The organism is Pseudomonas sp. PP3 (genome assembly GCF_905336995.1).
Lineage (GTDB): Bacteria > Pseudomonadota > Gammaproteobacteria > Pseudomonadales > Pseudomonadaceae > Aquipseudomonas > Aquipseudomonas reinekei.
On sequence record NZ_HG995459.1, the window covers coordinates 3,940,562 to 3,958,864 of the forward strand.

Consider the following 18,303-nt stretch of genomic DNA (forward strand, 5'->3'; position numbering starts at 1 on the left):
TCAGCTATGCGCGGACGGCGAAAAGCCCGCGCTTCTGGAGATAGTCTGCAAACTGCGTTGCGCTCGGCCGATCCGGCGCCGCCGGCAACAGTCTGCCGCTTATATTCGGGATCGTCGCGTACTCGCGGGTCACCGCCCCTTCAACACGCTCCAGGGTAATGGCGCCTTTCCGCTTCTCCACCGGGTCGATGTCGTCCTGATGAATCTCGGCAGCCAGTGCCATCTGCCCATATTGGATGCGCGCCGGAAGGTAGTTGTCGGGCTTGATCTCGTAATCCAGTTCGACGCCGCGGCGTGGCCAGGACAGGGCTTGCACGCTATTGGACTTCCGCCCTTTCCACGTCATGCCATCCATCGCCAAGGCAGACCGGCGCAGCAGCGCTTCCTGTGCCGGCACTTCCGTAGGTATGGCCACGCCGAACTTCACGGCGTACATGGCCAGGTCCTCAGCGGATGCATAGCTTTCGGCATCAGACTTGCCAGTGCCGTCCTCGATGATTAGTGCCATGTGTCAGCTCGCTGTGTTTTTGGAGATCAGGCGCCGGTTACCCGGAGCCCGAAAAGTTACGCCTTTGTCAGATCAGCAACCGCCTTTTCCAGCGATTCTACCGAAGCATTCGCCCGATATTGCACGCTGGCGGCGTCGAGCTGCGCTTTGAGAGCTGCGATCTTCTCGGCATTATCGCCAGACTGATCCGCTATTGCCTTGAGGCGTGCAATTTCAGCGCGGAGCGATTCGGCCTCACTCACCAGGTTGTCACGCTCGCCCGTGAGGGTGACGACATCTCTGTGAATGGCATTCAGAGCATCGTACAGGCGGATCGGCAGTTCGCCGGCGCCTGGGTGCTCCAGCGGCGCAAGGCCTTCGACCGCTTCGATCAGCAGCACGATGCCGTCGCGCTCAGCATGTAACTTTTCGATCAGCTCCTGCAGCGCAGCACCATCCACACCACCCTCGCCGTCGATCAGCAGCACTGGCGTCGACTCAACCTGTCGGACCGTCACCTCCGGAACATCGTCAGCCTCATCCTCGCGGCTTCCAGTGGCGTTCGCGTCGACAATGCGCAGGCCGTTTTCCTTAGCCAGCGCCTTCACATCTTCCTGATATTGGTGAAATGGACCAGGCAAGTACCAGATGTTTTTGTTGCTCATGATCATTACCTCGTCGAGCCGGGCACGTCGCCCGGCTCAACATTCGGGAGTTACTTGGAAGCGTCACCGATCAGAGCCACACCGGCGGTGTGCTTGATGCTGGTGGCAGTCTTGTCCCAGTTGGTACCGGTCGCCAGCTCGGCGTCGGTTGGCGACTTGCCGCCGGTGGTGGTGTCCCAGGTGTAACCCTTCAAGCCCAGGCCGAAGGTGTAATCGGTCTGGAGCGTGGTTTCAATACGCTCCTTGCCGTTGGTGGTCTGGACGTTGCTGATGATGTCGCGACCGTCGTGCACCAACGCCGCGCCCTGCACCAGGGACAGGATGATCTCCTTGTTAGGGGTACCGGCCTGCATCAGCGCTGGCGCGTCCGTCACAACGGAGATCTTTCCGAGGATGTCCACGACACGAACATTGCCCGCTTGGAACAGCTGCTGCTGGTTCGCCAGGTTCTGGCCGACCAACTTGTGGTAGCTGATGCCCTGCATAACCTGGGTCACCAAGTTTTGGCTTGCGTCGCCGAACTTCGCATGGGCGTTGTTCAGGCCGGCGTAGGTGATGCCTGCGGTAGCAGACACGTCGTTGACAGCGGCAGCTTGGGCGGTGATAGCGGCAACTAATGCTGCGATTGCAGTGTTCAGCTGATCCTTCAACAGGATTTCAGCAAACGCGCGGCTCGCCACCTCGATGCCTTGAGCGGTCGGGCGCTCCAGCCAGGTCATCTGCGATGGCTCGTAGCGGATCGGACCGAAGCCGCCGGCGACTTTGACGGAAGTATTCTTCAACTCGGTCAGGTCGGTTGCAGCGACAGCGGCGTTTGCGCTGTAACGGTCCACGCGGCGCTGAGCTGCCGCCAAGGTCTGGAAGAACGACTCTTGGAGGAAGTCGCCCGTGAAGCCGTCCGGGGACAGCACGATTGCACCGCGGCTTGCGGCGTTGAAAGCGGCGAGATACTGATCCAGCGTCTCGAGAGTCGCCGGCATGATGTATTCGTTGAAAACCTGCATTTGCGACAGGGACATGAGTTATTCCTTACGATTGAGGGAGATCCGGGAACCGACTCGCGATTGCGGCCGTGCGTTCCTCTTTGGTGCCGCCGATTTTTCCTTTTGCGGCCCCGCCGCCACCTCCAGCACCTGCAGCCCCGCCGCCCGATGCCTTGCTACCCGCGATCAACGGCGCGAATGCCGTGTCGTTTGCGAATTCTGCTTTCAGCTCATCCAGCGTTGCCGCCGAGAGCTTGCCCTGCGGATCAAGGACGACCACCACAGGCTTTCCGTCGCGCTGCTCGACGCCCAGGCGGCGTTCGATGTGCGGCAACAGGGCTTTGGCGCTGCCGGGGATTGCCAGGGCAGACGCGATGTCGGTAGCGGTACGGCCAACGGTCAGATCCCGGATCTGTCCGCTCAGCGTTCCACGCTCCTGCTCCAACATGCCGTTCAGCTCAGCTTCGCGGCGGTTGTATTTTTCAGTCCAGGATCGTTCGAGTTCTTCGACGTTGCCGGACTTGCGAGCGGCTTCCTCGCGATCGAGGCGGGCTTGCTCTTCAGCATCCTTGCGCGCCTTATCGGCGGCCTTCTTCTCGTCCAGAAGCTCCTGGACTTTGGATTTCAGGCCGGATACGTCTTCTGGTTGCGGCAGGCCTTCAATACCGAGGACAAACTTGCCTTCTTTCTCGGTGTAGAGCGATTTAACGGAGTCATCGAGTCCGTCAAGAGTGTCCAGCTGATATTTCAAACCCATTTGCTTGTCTCCCAGAGACGATTTGCAGGCCCTGCCCGCAGATATGAAAAAGCCCCGTCATTGACGAGGCCTGAGTGAATCGCGTGCATAAAAAAGCCCCAGCGGATGCCAGGGCTTGATTCGAAACATGTAGATCCTTCGGGTCATTCCTCCTGATCTATCTGATCGAGAAAATCAACATCATCGTCTTCCTCGTCAAAAGCTGCTTGAGCGTCTTCTTCAGCCCATGATTCGTCATCATGGAATTCATGATCGAGCAGGTGATCGTGCTCTGGCTCGGGGATATCTCGTTCTTCGCTCATGACTTATCGCAACAAAAATAGAAAGAGCGGAATGTATATGAAGATCCCCGTCCTCAGTCAACGGTCACGCGACAGAGGAACGCATCACCGTCGTGCCACCAGTTGGCCAGCAGTTATTTGATGCCTGCCCGCTCGAACGCCAAGGGCTCTAAGGACTTCATCTCAACGAGTGTCAGAGGTGAAAAGTTGCGATCAAGCTGAAGCTCGGAGAATCGCTCAATGCTCAGACCACCTTCGCGGAACAGCTTGGCGCGAACTGGGCCAATGGCCTTGTCCTGAAACGCCGCTGGCTGCTGCTTGAGCCAGTCGTAGTAGCTGAGATCTGCCCTCACCTGCTGGGCGCCGCTATCACCGATGGATGCCCGGGTGGCATCCTTGGCGAACAAAGCACTGAAGCGCGTCACCGCCACCACTGTCGAGCGACAGTTGATGTGGATCGGCGGCCGTGGCCCCTCAGTCAACTTGAACCTGCGCTTATCGAGCGTTCGGCACTGACTGGTCGTCTTCGTGTCCAGCGTACTGACCCACTCCACAGACTGCACGACATCGGAATTCTCTTTTAGAGTTTCCATGCGCGCCTGTGTGGCGACATGCTGTACCGCCGTCCGAACAATGGCGCCGGCATTACGGTTGGTCGTGGCCAAGATGCCGTCGTTGTACTTCAGCGCCTTGGTACCGCGAATGTTCTTGATGATCTGGAAGTTGGTCTGGCCTTCGAAGAAGCCCTGCCGGATCGCGCCAGTGAGGCGCTGCCGCTCGGTGCTGGTGAATCCCTCAATGAATGATTCGAGCAGCTTCCCGCCGTCCGCACCACGCACGCTGAGCGGATTGGTGAGGATGGCAGCCCTGATTGCAGCAGCACCTGGCACTGCTGCATCGAATGACACGCCCACTGGAGCCGCCCGGGTCAGGTTGGTCGCCTCAAACTCGGCCTCGTAGTTGGCGATATCCACCAGGTCGAGGTTCAGCTTCTCGTTGTACCGATCGAAGATGCTCAGCAGCAGGCTGTCGACTTCGCTTAGCAGCCGCTCCAGCCGAGCGACGGTATAGTCAGTCAGATCTGCCCTGGTCAGCCGCTCACGGATCGACCGATCAATCTCCTTGAGGAAGGGCCCGAATTTGGCGACCTCTCCCGACTTCAGTTGCTCGAGGAAGACGGCGTGCCGAATCGTGGCATCAAGGATCGCTTGGTTTGCCGCCATTCGGGGTTACCTCATCGTCATCGTCCAAGTCGAGCGCCGGCGCTTCAGCTTCCAATTCGTCGCGGATCTGGTCGTCGGTCTTTTCGGGATCGATAACCCCGCGATCGCGCAGGTACTGCCAGAAGTCGCCCGCCGGCAACTTGCCGCCCTGTACCGCATTGAACAATGCCGAAAGGATCGTCGCGTCCAAGGTGATCTGACTGAAATCCTGATTGAGCTTGTAGAGCGTTTCGCCCGGGGCATTCACAAACTCGGCCATCCAAACCAGGCACTGGCTGTAAGCTTCGCTGACGTTGCTTACAACCAACGACAGGACGCTGTGTTCGGCAGCGCTATCGTTGTCGGCCTGGGTCGCGGTCTTCACCGCGCTACCCCGTTCGATCAGTCGGGCGCCGAGCGACACCATGTCGTCCTTCTTGGAGTCCATGGCCTCTTTGGCCACAGTGTTCGGCTGAGCCTGCCATACGCCACATGTGCCGCTGACCGGCAGAAGCCAAGGTGCACGGGAGCCAAGAAAAATGCCGTTCTTCTCCATGTGGTCACGCCACTGCTCATCGAGCCCTGCCATCCACGGCTGAGGCTGGCCCACTAGGTAAGCCGCCTCTTCGTAGTCCGCGCTGTTGCGGTAGTGGCCCACATTGACTTCCGCCATGTCGTACAGCGGCGAATCGTCGATTGTTGTGTCGTTGTTCTCGCTGCCCAAGAACTGGAACGGGATGATCCGCCATGTCTGGCCCAGGCCATTCAGGGGCGCGAATGGGGCGACCGTCATTTCCGTTTTGCTGCTGCCCTCTTCCCAAACCTCCTGGGTGTAGATGCCAGCCGAGAGCCGCAACACCCTGTATTGCACAACCCGCTCACTGCCAAAGCCGTCGTCTGTGTCGACATCAACCGTTTCGCGCAGTACGACAAGGCACAGCAGGTGCTGGCCGCCGACCTGACGGGTCTTCCAGTTGATGATGGCTTCGGCCGGGTAGCTGGCGACGTTCGCCCGAGCCCGGCCCGCTTGTTCGTCCGCCTTGCTCACGGTGCCAGCCTGGACAGCCGCGTAATCCACCAGTAGCCCGTGGCGGCCAACTTCGAGCAGATGCCCAATGACAGACTGCGATTGCTGGTAGATGCTCACACCCTGCCCGTCGATGTCCTTTGACACGTAATCGAGAGCGCCTGGAACAGTAAGCGTTGGCCAGGTGCGGAACACCGCGCCGACGAGACTGTGTTTCGTCCGGCCTGTAGCGTTGTAGAACACAGCGCGCTTCTTGTAGGCGTCGTAGCGGTCCCGATTGTCCTGGCTAGTGTCGGATGCGTTCGGCCGCGGCAGATATCGGTCACCAGCAGCTTTGATGGTTTCCGATCCTTTGCAGACGTCGCGCACCAAGCGCCAGCGGTACTGCGCCGCGTCGTACTCGGGACGGGTAAAAGTGACGTCCATCATCGGGCGACTCCCATTTTCATTGAGGTGACCGGCTTCACGATCGGGTACTCGCGGTGGATGAAGTAACCGCCGCCGTCGTTGGCGTGGTCGTTGCCTTGGCTCTTGTTGGGCTCGCCGTTGGGCGCCCAGATTTGCTGCTCGAGGCCGTCTGCGTAAGTCGGGCAGGTAAATGGATTGACCAGGTAACGCCGCTCGCCCTGCGCGTTGCAGAACATGGCGTTCATTGCGTTGATCCGGTCCTTCACCGGTGGGTTTGCTGCCGGCGCGATGACTGCAAAGCCGGCCTGTTTGAGCATCGCCAGGTCTGTGACGCTGGCATTGACAGATTTGCGTGAGTCGCCCGATGCGTCCGGGTAAATCCGGATCTCGCAGGTTTTCTCGAAGTCGTTGCCGTTGTGCCGCCAGTAGCGCTCCTTGATGCGGCGAATCATGTCCGGTGTGTCGTAGCCATCCATCAACTCATCCACCGCGCGCGGCAGACCCTGGTCGCGTTTGACATGGGTGATCGCCGCCATCTTGCCGACGTTGAAGTCCATGCCTATGAAGAGCGGCTCGCCTGGCTGCACAGTGTCGAAGCACTGGTTCAGCTTGCGGTCGTACGCGTGGTAGATCGAACCGGACGTCAGGTTGACGAATTGGCCATTCAAGTACGCGCGGATCAGCTGCTCGGGGTACGACTCCATCAGTGATGGGATGTAGTCGTCCGGCAGGTTGAGTTCGTTGTCGAAGGTACTGGCCTGAATCAGGCCGTACATATCCTTCAGCGCTGGCTTTTCACGCAGCTGCTTTACGAACTGGAGGAATACAAACTTGAAGCCTTCCGGCGTCGTGGTCACATCCACGCCGTTCTTCAGCCCCGGCAGGTTGTAGCGCATCCGGGCGATGATCTTGCGCCAGGCCTGCTGAGCCTTCAGCGACGTCAGCACGTCCAGCTCATCCACCAGGGCATGACCAATCTTGAAACCGACGATCGTCTGCGGCTTTTCCATCGAGCGACAGATCACAGTTCCGCGATACTGCCGGCCGCTGTATATGTGAACTTCATGGTTCGCCTGGTTAATCTTGGTCTTCAGCCCCCAGTCGTACGCCACCTCCTCCATCGTCGGATAGAAGATGTCGCGAATCTGCGGGTAGGTCGGCGCGAAGTAACCCGCGTTGACGCCCGGCCACTCCATGAAATGCTTGCTAAGTGCCGAGCAGCCCACCCAGGTCTTTCCTGAACCGAAGCCAGCGACGAAAGCACGAAACTTGTGGGGCAACAGCAGGAACTGCGATTGCGGAACGTTAAGGCTCGGCATTCGGCTTCCTCGCATCCACCACATCCACCTGGATACGAGTCGGAATCGCCGGCTCGTCGTCAGGCTCGTCTTTCCGGTTGCGGTTGACGTAGATGTCGCCGACTTCCTTCGCGGCCTGTTCCAGAATCTGCATGGCCAGGCCGATGTTCTTCATCTTCTCGGCCTTCTCCACAAATCGGCTCATGGCACGAAGGCGGAATGCTCTGTTAGCGATCGGGATCTCGGCTGTCTCTTCACGAAAGCGCTTACGGGTGTCGTTGAATAGGGTCTGCCACTTCACATGCAGGTTGCGGCCTACGTATTTCGTCGGGTCGTACGCTTCGCACTGTTGGCGAGTGACATCGAGACCGAATCGCTCTTTGACCGACGCAACAACTTGCGATGGCGTGTCAAAGCAGGCGAGTGCCTGTACTACAAAGGCTTTCACCTCGTCTCTGAGTGCGGCCATAGATGGGCATCCGTCAAAGTACTGTCAAAGTCAGGCCGACTTGAGCAGACAGGTTCCGCAGGCCCTCGCAATGTTCAATTTCCCCACCTCGGCAGGATTGTTTGCAGCATCCACTAGCGCCTGGACATCAGCACTCGCACCATAGCGCCGGACGACACCGACGAATTCTTCGACGTCGTGGCCCTGCAGCTTGATCTTCGGTGCGCCGTCCTGGGTGAATGCTGGCTGACCGTATTTGTCGGTCGCGTGAGCCAGGTGATACAGCTCATGCTCAATCAGTGCACAGAACTCAAGGTCGCTGCACTGGGCGCAGTAATCGGCGGCTAGGGTGATGATGAAAGCCGGCACTTCGCCGAACCAATCACGCATCTGTTGTTCCATGCGGGCTTTCTGCCAACCACCGGCGCGGAACGCTACTTGCTCGGCTTGGCCAAGCACTGTGCGCCCCTGCTTCTCGAAGGCTGAAGAGGCCCACATGACCCGGATGTCTGCATCCAGTAAATGGGCATGGTCTTCGTTGTGGATGCTGACGGTGTCTGCAAGGATCTCGACTTGGAGCCATTCCCACACGTCGGGTGCGGGCGTTAGCCGAATGCCAAAGTCAGCTATTTCAAACAGTATTGTTGGAGGTACCGGCCTATCCATAAATACCCCGCTAAACGCTTTCGCATCCTTGATATAAACTCGTCGCCCCCATCCCAGAGAAGCATTCATGTCACAACAAGGAAGCAATCGGCCAAGCTGGTTGACCACAGGATCAATTTCGCTTGCACTTTCCATTTTATCTTCAGCCGTCACGGCCGGCGCAATATATGGTCAGCTAACAAGCGACCTGTCTGTCGCGTCAGAGAGGAACGATGAACTGAAAAAATCCAACGAACAGTTGGCCGGTTATATCAGCGAATGGAGAGCCGCAAACAACACCCTTCAAACACAGCTAAATGCCGCTCAACAAAGAGTTCAGTACTTGGAGCACGACAGGTGCGAGCCAATCAGGCTGAAGGTCGATGACCTAAGTAATTCGCTGGACTCAGCGCAGCAGTGGAACGCTTCGGATACACGTCTCAGCGTACTCAGAGGTTTGGGGGAGGAATACCAAGCATCCCTGAGAGCTTGCTATAACGCGAAGAGCTAACCTGCTCGAGCCACTCTTCAATGATCCGGCGCACTACTGGCTCGGTCAGGATGGCGGATGGTTTGTCTCCAGTAATCACTGAGCACACCAAGTCCCACGGCAGCACGTGGACGGCGTCACTTGCCACCACTGTCAGGTGGGGTCGCCGGTCCGCGATTTCGTGAATATCTGCTGTCATGCCCTATTCCTGTGTCGCGACACAATTTGCTCATTCGCGAAACGTATCGCGACTTACTTGCTCCGGCGCTCTATGCCACCGGGCACCTTGTCGCAGCGTAAGCAGTGCTCACAGTTCAACGTGCGGCAGAGCCAAGCTTTCACCCGCTGCCACCATATGACCATGAAGATGTGGCGCAGGCCGGCAAGAGCCAAGGACACATGTAGGGTCAGCCCGGCCGTCGTCGGGCCGAAGAAGATGTTCTGGTTGCGGGTCATCACGACGAAACCGCTGATGGCGATCGCTGAATAGATGAGCTTGCCGAGGATCCCGTCTCGCACCCGGCCGCTCAGGACACACCAGGTCGCCCACAAGGCAATCAAGCCACAGGCGATGGAGTTGATCAGTTCAAGATTCATGGTGGGTTGCCTCCCCCAAACCGCTGGCGGATGAGCGCCCAGAGGTCAGCGGCTTTGATGGCGCGGTTGATGGCTGCCAGGAGCGAACCACCGAAGGTGCCCAGCAGGAAGCCGATGCCGGCGACGATCTTCGGTTCGGTCACGCCAAGGTATGTGCTGACCATGCTCGTCAGGTACCACGAGCAGGCGACACCGGTAATCAGGAAGATCGCCCAGGCGCGCCAGTCCCTTAGGTCGTCCTTGTGCCACCAGCTGGCAATGACAGCGCCAGTGAAGCCAGCGATCAACAATCCAAACCTGTCGAGGTTGTCGAGCAGGCGCTGCAAGTACTCCATGCGCTCGACTCCGTTGGCATGACTTGATTTAAATCAGCTCCAGCAGCACTCCCAGCTCGGAGCGATGGGTGTGGGGAGCCGAAATCGAAAAAGCCCCGATGAATATCGAGGATTTGAGATGGGTGCGAGAGTTCTCGCTTGTCAGAGGGCCGCCCTAACAGGCACGACCCTTTTGCTACTCCTGCCTCATCTGCGCGGGGCGAATTCGGCATTACGCCGCTAGCTGGTGTGGAGAGCGATCAGAACTCCCAACCGATATGGCCATAAGTTGGATATGGATCTGTACCGTTATGCTCTGGATTAGCGGTATCCGGGTAGTAAACTTTCCGATGACGAATCGTTGGCGTATACCCAAAACGAGCCCAGACAGGAGATTCTTGAACGATTGCCAAACTGCCATTTGGCTGGAGGCGCAAAGATGCACCTGGATTGCCACCAGTGCCGGAGTTCCAGATCGGTGCGAAGTTCGCTGTATACAGAACAAGATTTCCGTCCGCTTGGAAAACAGCGTTAACAGCCCCTTTATTCTGGGAATAACTGGCCCAGCGAACGCTTCCGTTTGGACCATAATTCACGAGATTGCCGTCCCCTTGAAAAACCAAGTAACCGTCGCCAGCTGGGTAAGGAACGCCCATCTCTAGCGTGGTAGGACCACCAAAAATGTACGCAACACTACCCACATCCACGGGGATGGATGGAGTAGCGTTCCAAAGAACCTTGGAATCAACGAGAACAATGTTCCCATCGTCCTGCAAAATCAGGTTAGTTCGATTCCACTGATCCTCACTGGTGAAACTAGAATTGGTAGTCAGCCAGGTGCGAGCGCGGGCCGGATCATCCAGGAACGCGCTGTATTGAACGTAGAACTGTGTCGGCACGCTGCTTCTCAATGGAACAGTCGAACTGTAAGGAGTTGCTTCATTAGCTACCCATGCCACCGCGCCATTGTCCAGCAGCACCAAATTACCGTCCGCTTGCAGCACAAGCTTAAATCGGCCGTTTGGAGAAAGAAGGAACTGCCCAGCCGTCATGGTTTGATATGCAGGGAGCAACGAGGTGCCGCTACCTTGAAATGGAGTACGTGTGCGTCCGGCCATAATTGTCACCTATGAGTCGATTGATTATTCGCGGAGGATTCCGCTCTCATGTCGCTCAAAGGCGATTGCTCGAGGCTCGCGGCCTTCTCATGATTCAGCGTCCCACATCGGGAACACTTAATCTGGAGCTCGGTAAACTCACCCACCCGGGCGAGAAGTCGTTTGCAATTACCGCATCTGCATTCTTTCAACATCTGCAAAGCCTTTTGATTTTCTGCTAGGCTCCGTCCCGCTCGCGCGAGCAGTGAGGGCCTTGGCTGGCTTGCAGGCTATATCTGCGAACTGGCGTCTCCTTTGGGTGTTACAGCACCTTCTGGAGTCGCCCTCTCTTTTTCCGCGCCAATGAAAAAGCCCCGAACATGTCGGGGCTTTTTTGCTTTCTGGCCGATACAAATAGGCCAACGCATGGCCAGGCTTTCAATAAGTGCGGGCGTCTTTCCGCGCTGTCGGCCAAAGACCATCCCAGCGTCGACGCCCCATTGCATCGATCTCGCTGATCCGTCTCGCGCCACTCTGCAAGCATGTGAGGTCCGAGTGCGGGGCTGGCGGTGTTGATTCCGTACGTCGCACTATCCGGCTATCGACGTCTAGGCCTTCCCGAGGGCTGTCCTGGCTACAGTGAAATCAGAAAGCTGGCGAAATATCGAAGTAGTAGTCCTTCCCTTCTTCGAAATGTTCGGCGCGGTCGGCAGCCACGTTCACGGTGTATTCACCGTATGGCGTGTACTTGCCATAGATCGCGTCTTCCTCCTTAGGGTTGGCCGACCACACGGCACCGAAGTGCAGGCGGGTCAGCGATTCCGTCGAGCCCTGAACAAGCCCTTTGGAGCGGAGAGTCATTTTGCAGCGAGTGATATGCGACATCGGTAGATCCTCTGTATTGAATGAGCAGGAGGGTCTTTCCGGTCTTTCGCCTGCATTTGGGTAACACTGTCAAACTTGCGGTGTGCGCGCGCTACAATCCAAGACGAACTAAATTCGAGGTAGATAGCTATGCAGCCAACGCCCAATTCCGTATGTAGATCCTGCAGACAGCCCAATGCCAGATTTCCAAACGACGAGTGCTTAGCGGACATTGGCGGCGGCAAGCGCTGCAGGAATGCACTCCACACAATCGGCCCTGATGATCTCCATCCGTGCACACGATGCTCAGGATCGGGTCGTGAGGGGCGACTCATTTGTCCTGCATGTGCGGGATTGGGAGAAGAGTACCGACCTTAAATGAAAAAACCCGGCACGGTGGCCGGGTTTTCTTGGATCAATGAGTAAGTTGCCGAGGGCAAAACTCTAACAGTGGCGAAATCATGCCATGAGCCGCACGGGAACGCAATAGGCCCTCAAGCGGCCTCGCGCATTTCGTAAATTACCGCCGCAACTGGACTCAGTGCGCGGCGATCCAGGTCCTCGCAGCACTCGAAAATCAGTTGCAGCACACCACCCCAATCCCGCTCCCAGTTGCACGACTCCAGCCGGACCCCGTACACCTGCCACAACCACGCCCGGAACTTCTCGGCGTTGGCGAGTGGGTCTTCATTTGCCGATTGGCCGCCCTGGTGCATGTATCGGTACCGGCTCATGACGCCCTTCACCACAAACTCCAGCTTCTCCCGTTTGGCAGCCGTCATCCGGGGCGACTTTCCCTGCACAATGAGGAACACCACTTCTTCTGCGGCCTCGCGGATGTCGTCGCTCTGCTCGGCGGCGTACATGAAGTCACCGAAGACGCGGATCTGCGGGTGCAGCCGAGCGATTACCGACTGGATGTGTCCAGCCATAGCGCCGTGTACCGCGTGGTTTGCCGTTGGACCGCGCTCCGTGTTCTGCACCACCACGCCCAACTGGACAACGTCCGAAGACTGGCCGGGGGCCGGGTTGTATTTGCAGTCGTGCCACGCCTGTCGTGCTGAGTTGATCTTCATGCTGCTCTCCCCTTCAGCTCTCTTGTTTTTGCCCGGTATTCGGCCTTGATGGCCTTGATATCTTCGACGGTGTACTTGCGTGCCTCATGAGGCCCTTCGAGCCATGCCACTGTTTCGGCGCCGATGCGCAGCACCAACCGGATGCGGTACTCCACCGCGTTGCCGGACAGGTTGCGGTTGCACTTCACGCACTGACGATGAATGTTCAGCGGCTCGAAACGCAGCTCCGGGCAGGCGCCCACAGAACGGTAGTGCCCAGCGTCCCATCGGCTGCCGGTCATGAGATCGTTGTCGTTCGGCATCGAGTCGCAGCTGATGCACGGCAGATGTGCGTCACGCAGGCGCACGTACTCATTCACAGCGGCCTGGGCCTCGCGCAAGTGCTCTGCCCTACTCTTGAGCTTTTCCTTTCGGACCTTGATCTCGCGGCGCTCGCGCTGGTCGATGGCCTTGCGGGCTTTTTCGCTGTTGGCTGGTGCATGAGCCAGCGCACATTTCGGACTGCACACCATCTGCGTGGTGTTGAACATCGGGGCGAACTTCTCGCCGCAGGCCTTACAGGTCTTCTGCTTTACATCCTTGATCGCTGTTCTCACGCGGCCTCCTGGCTCAGCAGGTCATCGAAGTACACGCCCTGCGGAGCAAAGCGCGCGACGATGCGATCGGTGTAGGCAATGCCTTGGGCGCGGTTGAACAGGCTGGTCACCGGGAAGCCGTCCGGGCCGAAGAGTTTGCAGCCGCCCATCATCGCCAGCTTCGTTTCGTACGGGAGGTGGCGCATCACCCGGTACCACTCAGCCTGAAATCCGGAATCCTCGTTCAGCAGGATCTGCACGCCGATGTGCAACTTGCAGTACCGCCGAGCGTCAGCCTCGTCGCCGATCTGGGTCATCTCTGCGATGCGCTTGTACATCGCGAACCAGAGCCTGTTTTGGTCGAGCGTGCGGTCCTTACCCGTTCGCAGGGATACCACGACGAACTTCTTGTCGCGGAACATGGTGCTGAGTTTGGTGATGGCCTCGGAAAGCTTGGCTTGACAGTTGACACTGATTTTGTCGGTCATCACGGGTGCTCCTTTCGCATCAGTTGCTCTAGCGCTTTTAGTTGCTCAGCCTTGCGTGAGGCGAGTCGCCGGCGCTCTGCCCGCGCATCCCATTGGTATTGAATTTGTTTGCGGCGGCGGAGTACCAGCAGGTCATCCCTGACCTGCTGCCAACGAGCCCGAAGCTTTGCGGATGGCTGCACAGCTGACCCTGTTAGCAAGCCAGCAATGGCCTGGCCATCTTCGGTGATTGGGGCAATGCGAAGGTCAGACAGGTACTGGGTGCCTTTTTGCTGGCTGATCAGTTGCATGCGAACTGCCGATTCAATTGCCGTCACCCGCCGTACTGGGTCATGGCCCAGCGAAACACTCCAAGACACCGGGGTCGCTTCGGCGCGAGCCTGGGCTACCAGGCGTTCGTAAGTGCTCATGAACGCCATGCGCGCCCCGACCTTGTCACCCAATCGAAGGATCGAATCGGCCGCAGTCATGGCTTGCTGGATCTCAACGGTGAGAACCACAGTTTCGCTTTCGTCGTGCCCGCAAAGAGCAATCGACCATGCCTCATCCTTGCCTGGACGGCCGTCGGCGGACTGGACGCGCTGCAGGATGTCCGCCATGGCCAGCTTGCCCTTTACCTCGAAGCGACAGGCCTTCAGCGCAGCTTTCACGACGGGCACGGAGTAAGCGCACAGGTCTTCAGCCATCATTGCCGCAGTACCTGGGTTCATCTCCTGGCCCATGGCCTCAGCGGTGGCGCAGATCGCTGCCGCCAGGCCGGCAACCTGCTGGTCATTCATCTCAAAGGTACTCATTGCGTGCCCCCGTCTGGCGCTTGGCCAGAACCATCTGGGCTGCCTGTTCGGCAGCCGATGCGTTCGCTTCGGTGCGCTCCAACTGGCGCGCAGTGGCGCCGTTGATGCGCTGACCGGTCACCCACTGGGTGTGATAGCTCTCGGCGTTGGCCAGCAGTTCGTTGAGGCTGTGGCACTTGCGCAGGACGGCGGCATCGCTGGTTTTCAGGAAGTGGGCTGCGACGTGGTGAGCGACATCGGCGCCGAGGCGGTCGACCAGTTGGCCGAGCTGCCCGCCGACCTTGGCGTTCCAAACCGGCCAGGTGCTGTAGCGCTTGCGGTAAGCCATGGCGTAGTTCGCCCAGACCTTGAATGTTTTGCAGGACTGGTCTTTTGGGCCTGGCATGTCGGCGGGAATCTCAACCCGAGGACCTTCGGTACGATCAACCACCAGCACCAAGTTACGGGCCGGCTTGTCCGGGCCGTCCTGCAAGTCCTGACTGGTATCCTGATTGGTACCCTGATGATTGGTATCCTGATTTGTCGGAGATTTTTCCGACCCTGGCTCGGATTTTTCTCCGACCTTGATCGGATTTTTTTCCGAGGTAGATCGGATTTTTTTCCGACCCTTGTTCTCTGGTGGGGTCGGATATTTTTCCGACCCATCAAGCTTCTGGTTCCACTCGATCGCCTTTTCGGTCAAGCGAAACAGTGTGATGTTCGAGGTGCTGGAAAGCTCAATCAAACCGGCCTCTTCCAGGGCCTTCAGCATGCGATATGCGGTGTCCGGCTTGTCAGTGAGCAGCGGCAGCTCCTCGATGATCTTGGCCTTGCTCAGCGCGAAGAAGATCCCGTCGTCCGTCTTGATTGGCTTGGTCCAGCTCGGGCAGCCATAGACGAAGGCGAACAGCAGGGCCTGCTGGGAGTTCAGCCCCCACTCCAGCGCCTTCACCTGGTTGATCGTGACGGTGAATTGCATATCAGGCCTTCCCGACCAGTTTGGCCAGTTCGAGGAAGCGATCGACATACCAGTGAGGCTGCGTCTCGCGGGGGGATTGAGGATTGGTCAAATTCTTGCCAAAACGAAGGCCCTGCTCAGTCACCGACCAGAAGTCGACCGTCTCCTGCTTGGAGTTTTTGCGTTGGAGCTGCTTGAGGAAGCCTTTCGCAGCCAATGCACGGTTGAACGCCGTCGGCGCAATACGGATGCCGTTGTCTTTCAGCAAGGCCGTGGCCGACTTGGTGGACATCGATGAGCCGCTGGCCGCATCAAGCGCCGCGTCGACGGCGTAGTTTGGTAGAAATTTTGGGTCCAGGCCGTTGTTCTGGGCGATCTTCGTCAGCATTGCCATCTGGCAGGACGGGGCGGGCTTCAGCAGGCGCGTGAAGCACTCCATGATGGCGATCTCGCCGACGACCTTTGTGCCATTGAGCAGAACCTGCTCGCGGGCGCCCTCCTGCTGTTCAAGCTCGCGCCACCGGCGAATCACCTTCATGCGCATCGGCGCGCTGTAGCCGGTGAGCAGGCAGTCGGTGTGCTCGCGATCGAGCATGTATTCGACCTGCTCGCGGTTCTGGCCATCCAAATAGATGTGCTCAAAACTGAGTACATCTAATTTCAGTTCTTTCAGCATCGCGGTGATGTCGCGCTTCACGTTGGCGTGCCGCTTACCGGTGACGTTGGCGATCTCGCGGGAAGACATCGTGGTACGCGACACGTTTTCAGAATTAACAAAACGTGTCGCGACATTGGTCGAGGTATTGCTTGAATTGGGTTGGCTCTGCATAATCCGCCTCATTGAGTGGTATCGAATTAGCCGGGGCGCAATCCCGGCTTTTTTGTGCCTGGGATTCAGGCGGCCTTCACCGATGCATCCATCACGTCCAGGCTTTGCCGGACATGGTTGATCTCTTGGCGAATCAAGGTTTTTTCGAAGGTGCTGACATGGTCGTCGCCGAGCGCTTCATGCACGGCGATAGTCAAATCGGCCACTTCCTTGCCTACATTGATGAGCGATTTGGTGAGTGCCTGAGGCTGAGGAGCAGACTTGGCGACTAGGTCGAAGCCGAATTCGTTTGCGAGCGCTGTCAGAGGCCGCATGTCGCCGGTGTGCAGCAAGATCCCGAATAAGTGCTCCACGGTCAGGTGGTGAGCATCATTGTCGGGGTTGGCACGCTGGAGCAGGCCAACGTGCGCAACGCCCATCTTTGCCGCCAGTGCTTTGGCCTCGTTACCCAGAACAGCGCTTTGGCAGGCCCGCAGAAAATCTTCCATTCGTAAAACCTCAAATTTGTTTCCGTGGTGGCGTTACGCCAACAAAGCGATGATCTGGTCATCAACTGATCAGGGACTTATCAATGACCACTCATTCCGAATTACAAGGCGAGATAGCCGCCCTTTGCTGCTTGGTCGTCGCCCTGACTTCCACCCTTCCCTTGTCGTCTCAACTTCGGCTTTGGCCTACGTTTGAGCGGGTTGCCGGCCCTTTGCGTGATCGACTTGACGGTGATGAGCTGCGGGGTTTTGAGCGCGCAACTGTTTCGCTCGCCTCGAAGCGAAAAGTGGTCTGTTAGGCGGCGGAAAGCGTTTGGCCGATCACAGGGCTGATCTGCGCCCAGGGAAAAGATGGGCACAGGTCTGATCTTTTGATTTGGCCTTCGGTCAGTGCCTCGATTTGCAAAGCTCGCTTTGCTGGTACCGCACGCTCTCCGGAACACCATTGATTGACAGTGGGGGCTGTTACCCGCAGGAGGCGCGCCATCTCCGCCTGGCTGCCCAGCAAGCGGGATGCTTCTTTGGCTGCTTCTGCTGATTTCATGATTTTCTCCTGGAAACTGCAAATGAATATAAGGCATTACCTTATTTTGGACAAGCTATTGCCTAACCAATCTGCCGATAGGCTTAATTAGGCAATGCTTACCGGACCAGAATTAGGCGCAGCCATTGAGGCAGCGCGGATCGCCAAGGGCGTATCGAAAAAGCAACTCGCAGACGACTTCCAGGTGAAGCCTCCGTCGGTTCAGGGCTGGGTGAAAAACGGCCGGATCGACAAGTCAAAGCTAATGGCTGTCATCGCCTATTTCGAAGACGTGGTTGGGCCTGAGCATTGGGGGCTGAGCCATCACTTCGCTTTCGGAAGGCCTGGTTCAGAGCACGCACCAGGCCCTGAAGCAGATATTGACCCGACGCCAGATCGCGACTCTGACATCCCAAAAAAGATTCGGCTGACCCAAACCCACGGTGAAAAATCAGCTGCGGATATCGTGCGGGCCATGCTTTCCAAGCAAGGAAAAGGACTTTCAGAGGTAGCTCGCGAGCGATTACTTGAAGTGGCTGAAGCCGAGGATGGAGGTGGCGTGCTGGAGCGCGATTACTACCGCCCGGGAGCCGTAGGCGACGAAGTTTGGATTGCTCACTACGATGTCCGTGCGGCGATGGGCGGCGGGCAGATCCCACACGACTATCCCGAGATGTTTCAGGACGTGCGTGTCAGCCCGCAGCATTTGCGCGAGATGGGTGTTGAGTTCAAAGAACACTTTCACCTGAAAATGGTTACAGGCTGGGGCCAATCAATGGCGCCCACCATCAAGCACCGTGACCCGCTGCTGGTCGACGTCAGCATTCGCGAGTTCGTAGGCGACGGGATCTACATGTTCTCTTGGGAAGGCCACCTCTACATCAAGCGGCTACAGTGGCTAGGTGATGAGCAGATCAACATGCTCTCTGACAACCCCCGGCATCCGCCCCAAACCATCAGGGCAGACGATACCTTTATCCAGGCGCGGGTATTGTTGGTGTGGAACGCCAGCCTGGTATAGCTCCTATCG

At 57.9% G+C, this 18,303-nt stretch carries 25 protein-coding genes; 1 reads left to right on the forward strand and 24 read right to left on the reverse strand.

What is annotated here, in order from left to right; all coding sequences use genetic code 11:
- Nucleotides 1–4 precede the first annotated feature (4 nt).
- The 24 genes from KHO07_RS17890 to KHO07_RS18005 all read right to left on the reverse strand — a co-directional run bounded on the left by KHO07_RS17890 (nucleotide 5) and on the right by KHO07_RS18005 (nucleotide 17,294).
- Nucleotides 5–508, reverse strand: coding sequence for a DnaT-like ssDNA-binding protein (locus tag KHO07_RS17890; RefSeq protein ID WP_212625075.1), 504 nt, complete (start codon nucleotides 506–508; stop codon nucleotides 5–7).
- A 56-nt stretch (nucleotides 509–564) separates the two neighbouring features.
- Nucleotides 565–1,152, reverse strand: a complete 588-nt coding sequence (locus tag KHO07_RS17895; RefSeq protein ID WP_212625076.1) for a hypothetical protein — start codon at nucleotides 1,150–1,152, stop codon at nucleotides 565–567.
- Between the two features lie 50 nt (nucleotides 1,153–1,202).
- The gene (locus KHO07_RS17900) at nucleotides 1,203–2,171 is read right to left on the reverse strand and encodes a major capsid protein (protein ID WP_212625077.1); all 969 of its coding nucleotides are present in this window, start codon (nucleotides 2,169–2,171) and stop codon (nucleotides 1,203–1,205) included.
- Nucleotides 2,172–2,181: 10 nt separating this feature from the next.
- Nucleotides 2,182–2,892 (reverse strand): hypothetical protein, encoded by a 711-nt coding sequence (locus KHO07_RS17905; protein WP_212625078.1) that lies wholly within the window; start codon nucleotides 2,890–2,892, stop codon nucleotides 2,182–2,184.
- A 143-nt stretch (nucleotides 2,893–3,035) separates the two neighbouring features.
- Nucleotides 3,036–3,194: a hypothetical protein gene (locus tag KHO07_RS17910; RefSeq protein ID WP_212625079.1), complete on the reverse strand. Its 159-nt coding sequence runs from the start codon at nucleotides 3,192–3,194 to the stop codon at nucleotides 3,036–3,038.
- Nucleotides 3,195–3,307: 113 nt separating this feature from the next.
- On the reverse strand, nucleotides 3,308–4,396 hold the full coding sequence (locus tag KHO07_RS17915; RefSeq protein WP_212625080.1) for a minor capsid protein: 1,089 nt from the start codon (nucleotides 4,394–4,396) through the stop codon (nucleotides 3,308–3,310).
- Nucleotides 4,371–5,831 (reverse strand): DUF4055 domain-containing protein, encoded by a 1,461-nt coding sequence (locus tag KHO07_RS17920; RefSeq protein WP_212625081.1) that lies wholly within the window; start codon nucleotides 5,829–5,831, stop codon nucleotides 4,371–4,373. The genes KHO07_RS17915 and KHO07_RS17920 overlap by 26 nt, the downstream gene beginning before the upstream one ends.
- Nucleotides 5,828–7,129 (reverse strand): terminase family protein, encoded by a 1,302-nt coding sequence (locus KHO07_RS17925; protein ID WP_212625082.1) that lies wholly within the window; start codon nucleotides 7,127–7,129, stop codon nucleotides 5,828–5,830. Before KHO07_RS17925 ends, KHO07_RS17920 begins: the two co-directional genes overlap by 4 nt.
- Nucleotides 7,116–7,577, reverse strand: a complete 462-nt coding sequence (locus KHO07_RS17930; RefSeq protein WP_212625083.1) for a DUF2280 domain-containing protein — start codon at nucleotides 7,575–7,577, stop codon at nucleotides 7,116–7,118. Before KHO07_RS17930 ends, KHO07_RS17925 begins: the two co-directional genes overlap by 14 nt.
- 30 nt (nucleotides 7,578–7,607) lie before the next feature.
- On the reverse strand, nucleotides 7,608–8,222 hold the full coding sequence (locus KHO07_RS17935; protein ID WP_212627655.1) for a putative metallopeptidase: 615 nt from the start codon (nucleotides 8,220–8,222) through the stop codon (nucleotides 7,608–7,610).
- Between the two features lie 428 nt (nucleotides 8,223–8,650).
- Nucleotides 8,651–8,890 carry a hypothetical protein gene (locus KHO07_RS17940; RefSeq protein WP_212625084.1) on the reverse strand — a complete coding sequence of 80 codons (240 nt, stop codon included), beginning with the start codon at nucleotides 8,888–8,890 and terminating at the stop codon, nucleotides 8,651–8,653.
- Nucleotides 8,891–8,943: 53 nt separating this feature from the next.
- The gene (locus KHO07_RS17945; protein ID WP_212625085.1) at nucleotides 8,944–9,288 is read right to left on the reverse strand and encodes a hypothetical protein; all 345 of its coding nucleotides are present in this window, start codon (nucleotides 9,286–9,288) and stop codon (nucleotides 8,944–8,946) included.
- Nucleotides 9,285–9,623 (reverse strand): MFS transporter, encoded by a 339-nt coding sequence (locus KHO07_RS17950; protein WP_212625086.1) that lies wholly within the window; start codon nucleotides 9,621–9,623, stop codon nucleotides 9,285–9,287. The genes KHO07_RS17945 and KHO07_RS17950 overlap by 4 nt, the downstream gene beginning before the upstream one ends.
- Before the next feature lie 239 nt (nucleotides 9,624–9,862).
- A complete protein-coding gene (locus KHO07_RS17955) occupies nucleotides 9,863–10,720 on the reverse strand; it encodes a putidacin L1 family lectin-like bacteriocin (protein ID WP_212625087.1) in 858 nt (285 codons plus the stop codon).
- Nucleotides 10,721–10,725: 5 nt separating this feature from the next.
- Nucleotides 10,726–10,914: a Com family DNA-binding transcriptional regulator gene (locus KHO07_RS17960; protein WP_212625088.1), complete on the reverse strand. Its 189-nt coding sequence runs from the start codon at nucleotides 10,912–10,914 to the stop codon at nucleotides 10,726–10,728.
- A 430-nt stretch (nucleotides 10,915–11,344) separates the two neighbouring features.
- Entirely contained in the window at nucleotides 11,345–11,584 is a 240-nt protein-coding gene (locus tag KHO07_RS17965) for a hypothetical protein (RefSeq protein WP_212625089.1), read from the reverse strand.
- Between the two features lie 473 nt (nucleotides 11,585–12,057).
- Nucleotides 12,058–12,639, reverse strand: coding sequence for a hypothetical protein (locus KHO07_RS17970; RefSeq protein ID WP_212625090.1), 582 nt, complete (start codon nucleotides 12,637–12,639; stop codon nucleotides 12,058–12,060).
- A complete protein-coding gene (locus KHO07_RS17975; protein ID WP_244858310.1) occupies nucleotides 12,636–13,169 on the reverse strand; it encodes a recombination protein NinG in 534 nt (177 codons plus the stop codon). Before KHO07_RS17975 ends, KHO07_RS17970 begins: the two co-directional genes overlap by 4 nt.
- Before the next feature lie 62 nt (nucleotides 13,170–13,231).
- Nucleotides 13,232–13,702: a hypothetical protein gene (locus KHO07_RS17980; RefSeq protein ID WP_212625092.1), complete on the reverse strand. Its 471-nt coding sequence runs from the start codon at nucleotides 13,700–13,702 to the stop codon at nucleotides 13,232–13,234.
- Nucleotides 13,702–14,496 (reverse strand): hypothetical protein, encoded by a 795-nt coding sequence (locus KHO07_RS17985; RefSeq protein WP_212625093.1) that lies wholly within the window; start codon nucleotides 14,494–14,496, stop codon nucleotides 13,702–13,704. Before KHO07_RS17985 ends, KHO07_RS17980 begins: the two co-directional genes overlap by 1 nt.
- Nucleotides 14,483–15,454, reverse strand: a complete 972-nt coding sequence (locus KHO07_RS17990; RefSeq protein WP_212627657.1) for a phage replication protein — start codon at nucleotides 15,452–15,454, stop codon at nucleotides 14,483–14,485. Before KHO07_RS17990 ends, KHO07_RS17985 begins: the two co-directional genes overlap by 14 nt.
- Before the next feature lies 1 nt (nucleotide 15,455).
- On the reverse strand, nucleotides 15,456–16,178 hold the full coding sequence (locus KHO07_RS17995) for a Rha family transcriptional regulator (protein WP_212627656.1): 723 nt from the start codon (nucleotides 16,176–16,178) through the stop codon (nucleotides 15,456–15,458).
- 149 nt (nucleotides 16,179–16,327) lie between these two features.
- Nucleotides 16,328–16,750: a phage regulatory CII family protein gene (locus tag KHO07_RS18000; protein WP_212625094.1), complete on the reverse strand. Its 423-nt coding sequence runs from the start codon at nucleotides 16,748–16,750 to the stop codon at nucleotides 16,328–16,330.
- Between the two features lie 295 nt (nucleotides 16,751–17,045).
- The gene (locus tag KHO07_RS18005; protein WP_212625095.1) at nucleotides 17,046–17,294 is read right to left on the reverse strand and encodes a Cro/CI family transcriptional regulator; all 249 of its coding nucleotides are present in this window, start codon (nucleotides 17,292–17,294) and stop codon (nucleotides 17,046–17,048) included.
- A 94-nt stretch (nucleotides 17,295–17,388) separates the two neighbouring features.
- Between KHO07_RS18005 and KHO07_RS18010 the strand changes: the two genes are divergently transcribed.
- Entirely contained in the window at nucleotides 17,389–18,294 is a 906-nt protein-coding gene (locus KHO07_RS18010; RefSeq protein WP_212625096.1) for a S24 family peptidase, read from the forward strand.
- Nucleotides 18,295–18,303: the final 9 nt, after the last annotated feature.

Excerpts from the sequence above, each read along its gene's own strand:
- KHO07_RS17955 (WP_212625087.1), bottom strand. The coding sequence starts at position 10,720 with ATGGCCGGACGCACACGTACTCCATTTCAAGGTAGCGGCACCTCGTTG.
- KHO07_RS18005 (WP_212625095.1), bottom strand. The coding sequence starts at position 17,294 with ATGAAATCAGCAGAAGCAGCCAAAGAAGCATCCCGCTTGCTGGGCAGC.
- KHO07_RS17985 (WP_212625093.1), bottom strand. The coding sequence starts at position 14,496 with ATGAGTACCTTTGAGATGAATGACCAGCAGGTTGCCGGCCTGGCGGCA.
- KHO07_RS17960 (WP_212625088.1), bottom strand. The coding sequence starts at position 10,914 with ATGTTGAAAGAATGCAGATGCGGTAATTGCAAACGACTTCTCGCCCGG.
- KHO07_RS17905 (WP_212625078.1), bottom strand. The coding sequence starts at position 2,892 with ATGGGTTTGAAATATCAGCTGGACACTCTTGACGGACTCGATGACTCC.
- KHO07_RS17935 (WP_212627655.1), bottom strand. The coding sequence starts at position 8,222 with ATGGATAGGCCGGTACCTCCAACAATACTGTTTGAAATAGCTGACTTT.
- KHO07_RS17925 (WP_212625082.1), bottom strand. The coding sequence starts at position 7,129 with ATGCCGAGCCTTAACGTTCCGCAATCGCAGTTCCTGCTGTTGCCCCAC.
- KHO07_RS17975 (WP_244858310.1), bottom strand. The coding sequence starts at position 13,169 with ATGTTCAACACCACGCAGATGGTGTGCAGTCCGAAATGTGCGCTGGCT.
- KHO07_RS17900 (WP_212625077.1), bottom strand. The coding sequence starts at position 2,171 with ATGTCCCTGTCGCAAATGCAGGTTTTCAACGAATACATCATGCCGGCG.
- KHO07_RS17945 (WP_212625085.1), bottom strand. The coding sequence starts at position 9,288 with ATGAATCTTGAACTGATCAACTCCATCGCCTGTGGCTTGATTGCCTTG.
- KHO07_RS17920 (WP_212625081.1), bottom strand. The coding sequence starts at position 5,831 with ATGATGGACGTCACTTTTACCCGTCCCGAGTACGACGCGGCGCAGTAC.
- KHO07_RS18000 (WP_212625094.1), bottom strand. The coding sequence starts at position 16,750 with ATGGAAGATTTTCTGCGGGCCTGCCAAAGCGCTGTTCTGGGTAACGAG.
- KHO07_RS18010 (WP_212625096.1), top strand. The coding sequence starts at position 17,389 with ATGCTTACCGGACCAGAATTAGGCGCAGCCATTGAGGCAGCGCGGATC.
- KHO07_RS17940 (WP_212625084.1), bottom strand. The coding sequence starts at position 8,890 with ATGACAGCAGATATTCACGAAATCGCGGACCGGCGACCCCACCTGACA.
- KHO07_RS17895 (WP_212625076.1), bottom strand. The coding sequence starts at position 1,152 with ATGAGCAACAAAAACATCTGGTACTTGCCTGGTCCATTTCACCAATAT.
- KHO07_RS17970 (WP_212625090.1), bottom strand. The coding sequence starts at position 12,639 with ATGAAGATCAACTCAGCACGACAGGCGTGGCACGACTGCAAATACAAC.
- KHO07_RS17950 (WP_212625086.1), bottom strand. The coding sequence starts at position 9,623 with ATGGAGTACTTGCAGCGCCTGCTCGACAACCTCGACAGGTTTGGATTG.
- KHO07_RS17965 (WP_212625089.1), bottom strand. The coding sequence starts at position 11,584 with ATGTCGCATATCACTCGCTGCAAAATGACTCTCCGCTCCAAAGGGCTT.
- KHO07_RS17980 (WP_212625092.1), bottom strand. The coding sequence starts at position 13,702 with ATGACCGACAAAATCAGTGTCAACTGTCAAGCCAAGCTTTCCGAGGCC.
- KHO07_RS17890 (WP_212625075.1), bottom strand. The coding sequence starts at position 508 with ATGGCACTAATCATCGAGGACGGCACTGGCAAGTCTGATGCCGAAAGC.
- KHO07_RS17990 (WP_212627657.1), bottom strand. The coding sequence starts at position 15,454 with ATGCAATTCACCGTCACGATCAACCAGGTGAAGGCGCTGGAGTGGGGG.
- KHO07_RS17930 (WP_212625083.1), bottom strand. The coding sequence starts at position 7,577 with ATGGCCGCACTCAGAGACGAGGTGAAAGCCTTTGTAGTACAGGCACTC.
- KHO07_RS17995 (WP_212627656.1), bottom strand. The coding sequence starts at position 16,178 with ATGTCTTCCCGCGAGATCGCCAACGTCACCGGTAAGCGGCACGCCAAC.
- KHO07_RS17910 (WP_212625079.1), bottom strand. The coding sequence starts at position 3,194 with ATGAGCGAAGAACGAGATATCCCCGAGCCAGAGCACGATCACCTGCTC.
- KHO07_RS17915 (WP_212625080.1), bottom strand. The coding sequence starts at position 4,396 with ATGGCGGCAAACCAAGCGATCCTTGATGCCACGATTCGGCACGCCGTC.